Source organism: Agromyces binzhouensis (assembly GCF_004135055.1).
Lineage (GTDB): Bacteria > Actinomycetota > Actinomycetes > Actinomycetales > Microbacteriaceae > Agromyces > Agromyces binzhouensis.
Window position 1 is genome coordinate 1 of sequence record NZ_SDPL01000239.1, and the last position, 4,736, is coordinate 4,736.

The following is a 4,736-nucleotide window of genomic DNA, read 5'->3' on the forward strand; positions in this document are numbered from 1 at the left end:
CACCGCGGACCCCATCCGGCGCGACCGTCGCGCGGCCCTCGGTCGAACGCTCCTGTGCCGCGGTCGCGGCGGGGTCGACGCTCATGCCGCCGCCCCGTAGGCGACGACTCCCCGACGGACGGCGTCGATCGCCGCGCGCGCCGTCGCGCCGAGCTCGGCGTCGGCCACGATCGACACCTGGTCGAGCAGGTCGACGACCTGCTTGGACAGCCGCACGAAGTCGCCGGCGGCGAGCTCGGTGTCCGCGAGCACCTGGGCGAGTCCGGCTCCACGCGCCCAGGCGTGCATCGCCGCCGCCAGGGCGGGCGAGGGCTGTTCGCTTCCCGGCAGCCGATGGTCGCGCTCGACGTCGTCGAGTTCGCTCCACGCGTCGAGCGTCCGGTCGAATGCCTCGCGGAAGCCGCCCTTCGGCATCCGGTACTGCACCCCGCGGTCGTCGCGTCGCGGTTCGTAGACGAGCGCGGCCGCCATCGCGGCGACCGATGGAACGTCGAGGCCGTCCCAGAGCCCGCGTCGGAGCGCTTCGGCGACGAGCAGGTCCCGCTCGCCGTAGATGCGCTTGAGCGTTCGGCCCGCCGCCGTCGAGGCCAGGCCGCCCGCGCCGCCGCGCTCGAGGTAGCCGAGCTCCTCCAGCACCTCCGCGACGCGGTCGAACCGCTTCGCGACCTGGCCCGTGCGGGTGCGGATCTTGCGCGAGAGGTCGTCGTGATCGCGCTTCAGGCGCCACCATCGCTCGGCCCACCGCGCGTGCTGCTCGCGCTCCGCGCACCCGTGGCACGGATGTGCGCGCAGTCGCTTGCGCTCGGCGCCGAGCTCCCGTTGGAACCGCTCGCGCTGCGCGTGCGTCGGATTGCCCTTCGAGGACTGCCGCTCGAGGTCGCCGATCCGGCGGCGGATCCCGGCGTACTCGGCGAAGTCGCCGAGGTGGCAGCGCATCGCCTCCTCGAAGCCGGCCATCGACTCCTCCTGCTTGCGGAGGGTGCGGGCGAGGTCGACCACGGCGCGATCGGCCTGGAACTGCGCGAACGAGAGCTCGAGGATCTGCCGGGTGCGCTCGCGACCGAACTGGTCCACGAGGTTCACGGCCATGTTGTACGTCGGCGTGAAGCTCGAGTTCAGCGGATAGCTCCGACGGGACGCGAGCGAGGCCACCGCCTCGGGATCCAGGCCGTCGACCCACTGGATCACCGAGTGCCCCTCGATGTCGATCCCGCGGCGCCCCGCCCGCCCGGTCAGCTGCGTGTACTCCCCCGGGGTGATCGGCACGCGGGCCTCGCCGTTGAACTTCTCGAGCTTCTCGAGCACCACCGATCGGGCGGGCATGTTCACGCCGAGGGCGAGCGTCTCGGTCGCGAACACGACCTTCAGGAGCTTGCGCTGGAAGAGGTCCTCGACGATCTCCTTGAACGTCGGGAGCATGCCGGCATGGTGGGCGGCGACGCCGCGCTGCAGCCCCTCGATCCACTCCCAGTAGCCGAGCACGGCGAGGTCGTCGTCGCGCAGCATCCGCGCCCGTTCCTCGACGATCGCGCGGATCTCCGCGCGCTCCTCGGTGTCGGTGAGGCGGATGCCGCTGCGCAGCACCTGGCGCACCGCCTGGTCGCACCCGGCCCGGGAGAAGATGAAGAAGATGGCCGGAAGCAGGTGCTTGCCGCTCAGCAGCTCCACGACCGCTGAACGCTCCGCGCGCCCTCCGCCGGGGGCCGGCTTGTGGTAGCGGCCGCGGTCGCTGCCGCGACGGCCGCGCTGCGAACGGCCGCCGATCGATCGGCCGCCGGCGCGCGCCAGCCGCTGCAGCTCGGGGTTCACGCGATGCGTGGCCGCCTGACCGGACGAATCGAACAGGTCGATGAGCTTCGAGCCCACGAGGACGTGCTGCTCGAGCGGCACGGGTCGCTGCTCCGAGACGATGACGTCCGTGTCGCCGCGGACCGCCTGCAGCCAGTCGCCGAACTCCTCCGCGTTCGACACGGTCGCGCTGAGCGACACGAGCCGCACGTGCTCGGGGAGGTGGATGATGACCTCCTCCCACACCGCGCCGCGGAACCGGTCGGCCAGGTAGTGCACCTCGTCCATGACCACGAACGAGAGCCGCTCGAGCAGCGGCGAGGAGGCGTAGAGCATGTTGCGGAGGACCTCGGTGGTCATCACCACGATCCGGGCGCCGGCGTTGATGTTGGTGTCACCCGTGAGCAGGCCCACGTTCCTCGAGCCCCATGCCTCGACGAACTCCTGGTACTTCTGGTTCGACAGCGCCTTGATGGGCGTCGTGTAGAAGACCTTCTCGTCGTCCGCGTGCATCGCGAGGTGCACCGCGAACTCGGCGACCGCGGTCTTGCCCGCGCCCGTGGGCGCGGCGACCAGGACGCTCCGGCCCTCGTCGAGCGACGCGCACGCGGCGCGTTGGAACGGGTCGAGGTCGAACGAGAGGTTCGCTGCGAACTCCTGCAGCCTGGGCTGCCGGCGCTGCTGCCGGGAGAGTGCGTAGCGTTCCGCCGGCGAGAGGCTCATCACCCCTCCAGCCTAGACAGCGTCGCCGAACTCCAACTGATTGCGCTTGGCGACGCGACGGTCGTGCAGGTATGCGAGCCCGTACGCCGCGAAGTACAACCCGATCATCGGGATCGCGAGCATGAACATCGAGACGATGTCGGCCGACGGCGTCGCGAACGCCGTGAAGAGCACGATCACGAGGATCGCGATGCGCCACGACTTGATGATCGCGGCCGCACTCAGGATCCCGGCGAAGTTCAGGAGCACGATGAACACCGGCACGACGAACGCGATGCCGATGGCGACGACGAGCTTCAGCACGAAGTCGATGTACTCCTTCGCCGTCAGCAGCGTCTCGGCGCCCTCGGGCACGAACCCGGTCATGAGCTTCACGATGTTGGGAAGCACGAACCAGCCGGCCGCGCAGCCCGCGAAGAAGAGCGGGATCGCCGTCGCGAAGAACGCAAACGTGTACTTGCGCTCGCGCGTGTTCAGGCCCGGGACCAGGAATGCGAAGATCTGGTAGAGCCAGACCGGTGCGGAGATCACGATGCCGAGGGTGAACGCGATCTGCAGGCGCAGGTCGAATGCACTGGAGATCGTCGGGAAGATGATGCCCGTCGACGCCGCGTCCGTGCCCTGCTGGGCTTCGACGACGAGGTTGACCGGCTCCTGGATCGCCTGCCACACGAACGCGTCCGTCAGCCACCAGCCCGCGACCATGCCGATGACGATGGCGATCGCGGAACGGAAGAGGCGCTTGCGCAACTCGACGAGGTGCGCGCCGAGCGACATCCGCTTCTCGCGGTTCTTCTCCCCGCGATCCTTCACCGCGGTCATACGGCTCAGGCGCTCGGGCCGGAGTCCGCGCGCTTCGGCTGCTCGACCTGTGCGGGCGTCGTCGACGCGGGCGCCGACGTGGTCGACGAGGCCGGGGCCTCGGTGCTCGCCGCAGCGCCGTCCTTGGCGTCGGCGTCGGTCTCGTCACCGTCGGAGCGGACCTCGTTCTTGAGGATCTTCATCGACTGGCCCAGGCTCCGCGCGAGCGCGGGAAGCTTCGGCGCACCGAACAGCAGCAGGATCACCAAGAGGATGATCAGCGCGTGCCAACCGGTGAAGGCGTTTCCAAACATAGATGCTCGTCCATTCTGGCGGGATGGTGCGGCCAGTCTACCTGCTCGCGAGAGGGGCGACCCTCACACCTCTGCTTCGATCGGGTCACGATCGGACAGGTCGTCCGGATAGGCCGCGAGCCCCGCCTCGGCCCATGCGGCGACGACCTCGCGCGCCTCCTTCGGGGCGACGACCGTCACGAGCCCGGGCAGCCCCGTGACGAGGCGCTTCAGGCCGTGCACGTGCGCGAGCCGCAGGGTCACGCGCAGGCGTCCGTCGACCTCGGTCGACGTGGAGTCGGCGAGGTAGTCGGCGAGCAGCGGCAGGCTCTCCGGCGCGACGTCCACGACGATCTCGAGATCGTCCGGCGACGCCTGGAACAGCGTCTCCGGGATGACCCGACCCGTGTGGTCGCCGATCGGCTCGTCGGTGATGCTGAGCCCGCTCATCCGGTCGATGCGGAAGTTGCGGACGTCCTCGCGGTGCTGGTCGTAGGCCTGGAGGTACCAGTCGGCGCCCAACGAGGCGATCCGGAGGGGGTCGACCCGACGGCGACGGTGCTCCCCGCGCGCGTTCAGGTAGTCGAACTCGAGCCGGCGGCCGGATGCCACGGCCCGCCGCACCTCGGCGAGGGTCTCGTCGACGGCCTCCTCGGCGACCGCGATGCGGCTCGGCTCGCCCGAGGCGCCCGCTCGGAGCTTCTCGGTGAGCGCGGCGAGCGATGCGCTGTCGGCGTTCTCGGGCGCCGCGGAGAGATAGCGGAGCCCGGCGATGAGCGCTGCGGCCTCGCGAGCGGAGAGCTTCGGGGCGTCGTCGATCGCGACGTGATGGACGATGACGATGACGTCGTCGTCCTCGAACGCGTCCCAGTCGATGTCGAAGAGGTCGTTCGGCTGGTAGGTCCCGGTCGCACCGGGCAGCCCGGACGTCGCGATGAGCATCACCGCGTCCCGGATCTCCTGCTCGCCGACGCCGAAGTGGGCGGCCGCGTCGGCGACGTCCACGACACGCTGCTCGAGCAGGTACGGCACGAGCGAGAGCAGGAAGACGAGCTTGTCGGGCGCGCGGAGCCCCGCGGGCCGCCGCGGCGGGCGAGCGCTCATGCGGCGCCTCCCGTGCGGTGCGCGGCG

Annotated in this window: 4 protein-coding genes; all 4 read right to left on the reverse strand. The window is 70.5% G+C overall.

Annotation, left to right across the window (positions count from 1 at the left end):
• Positions 1–81: 81 nt before the first annotated feature.
• Positions 82–2,511 carry a DEAD/DEAH box helicase gene (locus tag ESO86_RS11610; protein ID WP_129235167.1) on the reverse strand — a complete coding sequence of 810 codons (2,430 nt, stop codon included), beginning with the start codon at positions 2,509–2,511 and terminating at the stop codon, positions 82–84.
• 12 nt (positions 2,512–2,523) lie between these two features.
• Positions 2,524–3,288, reverse strand: coding sequence for a twin-arginine translocase subunit TatC (gene tatC / locus ESO86_RS11615; protein WP_129235173.1), 765 nt, complete (start codon positions 3,286–3,288; stop codon positions 2,524–2,526).
• A gap of 50 nt (positions 3,289–3,338) precedes the next feature.
• Complete coding sequence (gene tatA / locus ESO86_RS11620; RefSeq protein ID WP_129235169.1) at positions 3,339–3,626, reverse strand: twin-arginine translocase TatA/TatE family subunit; 288 nt, start codon at positions 3,624–3,626, stop codon at positions 3,339–3,341.
• Positions 3,627–3,689: 63 nt separating this feature from the next.
• Positions 3,690–4,709 carry a helix-turn-helix transcriptional regulator gene (locus ESO86_RS11625; protein WP_129235171.1) on the reverse strand — a complete coding sequence of 340 codons (1,020 nt, stop codon included), beginning with the start codon at positions 4,707–4,709 and terminating at the stop codon, positions 3,690–3,692.
• Positions 4,710–4,736 lie beyond the last annotated feature (27 nt).

Excerpts from the sequence above, each read along its gene's own strand:
- ESO86_RS11610 (WP_129235167.1), bottom strand. The coding sequence starts at position 2,511 with ATGAGCCTCTCGCCGGCGGAACGCTACGCACTCTCCCGGCAGCAGCGC.
- tatC (WP_129235173.1), bottom strand. The coding sequence starts at position 3,288 with ATGTCGCTCGGCGCGCACCTCGTCGAGTTGCGCAAGCGCCTCTTCCGT.
- tatA (WP_129235169.1), bottom strand. The coding sequence starts at position 3,626 with ATGTTTGGAAACGCCTTCACCGGTTGGCACGCGCTGATCATCCTCTTG.
- ESO86_RS11625 (WP_129235171.1), bottom strand. The coding sequence starts at position 4,709 with ATGAGCGCTCGCCCGCCGCGGCGGCCCGCGGGGCTCCGCGCGCCCGAC.